Here is a 1,016-nt window from a genome sequence, read left to right as displayed (position 1 = left end):
GCGGCCATGGCAGCGGTGCGGGCGCTGGTCGATGAACTTGCCGGCAGTGTACCGCCGGCCTTGCGCAACGACATCTGCATCCTGCTCTGGCACGAAACGGTCGCCGACATGCAGGTGCGCCGCGATGCTGACCGCCAGGATCTCACGCAGCTGTCGGACTGGCTGACCCAGCCGCCGGTGCTCCGGGGTGGGACGGATTTTGCCATGGCGCTCAGCGAAACCCAGGGCTTCTTTGCCGGCGCTGGAGCCAAGCGGCGGGTCATCCTGTTCCTGACGGATGGCGAACCCTATCCGCTGGGCTCGGCCACCGCGGCCGTGTCTTTGCTGGAGGCGATCGCCGATGTGGAGGTCTACGGCTTCAATATCGGGCTCACCAATACAAGCTGGACCGCCATGCTGGACAACACGCCTGCCGATGGCGTGCCGGTGATTGCGCCGGGGGATACCGACAGCCTGCGTGACACGCTGCTTGGCACGCTCTTCGGCAGTCCGCGCTACCGCGGTCGGGATGTGCTGATGGACCCGAGTGTCCTGCGTCAGCCCTTGGCCGAGACCCTGTCGCAGAGCTTCGAGGGCGTCGACAGCGGATTGGGCCCGGTCGTGTTCGAACCCCTGCGGGATCTTATCGAACATGGCTCTGTCCTGACGCTCAAGGACATGGGCCCAGCAGGCATCTGGTCGCGGCGGCGCTGGCTGCATCACCTGCGCGGCCGGGCCCGGGCCTTCTGGCTCCCCACCTGGGGACGGGAGCTTGTCCTGCAGCAGGAGGCCCTTGCCGGCGACGATGCCCTGATCGGGACGCCGCGCCTTGAGCCCTCCGACTGGATCGGCCGGCATGTGCTCCTCGATCTGCCGGGACAGCCGGTGTTCCGCGTCATCACCGGCGCCAGCCTCGATCCGCTGGGCCTGCGCCTCGGGATCGACCCGCTCGACCGGGATGTGCCGATCACCACGCCGGGACATCTCCTGACCCTGGTGCGGCTCGATACCGACCGGGTCGAGATCGAGCATCGGCC

At 67.8% G+C, this 1,016-nt stretch carries 1 pseudogene; it reads left to right on the top strand.

What is annotated here, in order from left to right:
* Window positions 1-1,016: pseudogene (locus MB818_RS21920) on the top strand (hypothetical protein); the annotation flags it as partial.

Source organism: Ruegeria alba, assembly GCF_022321465.1.
In the GTDB taxonomy this organism is placed as follows: Bacteria; Pseudomonadota; Alphaproteobacteria; order Rhodobacterales; family Rhodobacteraceae; genus Ruegeria_B; species Ruegeria_B alba.
Note: the sequence above shows the minus strand (reverse complement) of the source record. Positions and strands in the feature narration are given on the sequence as shown.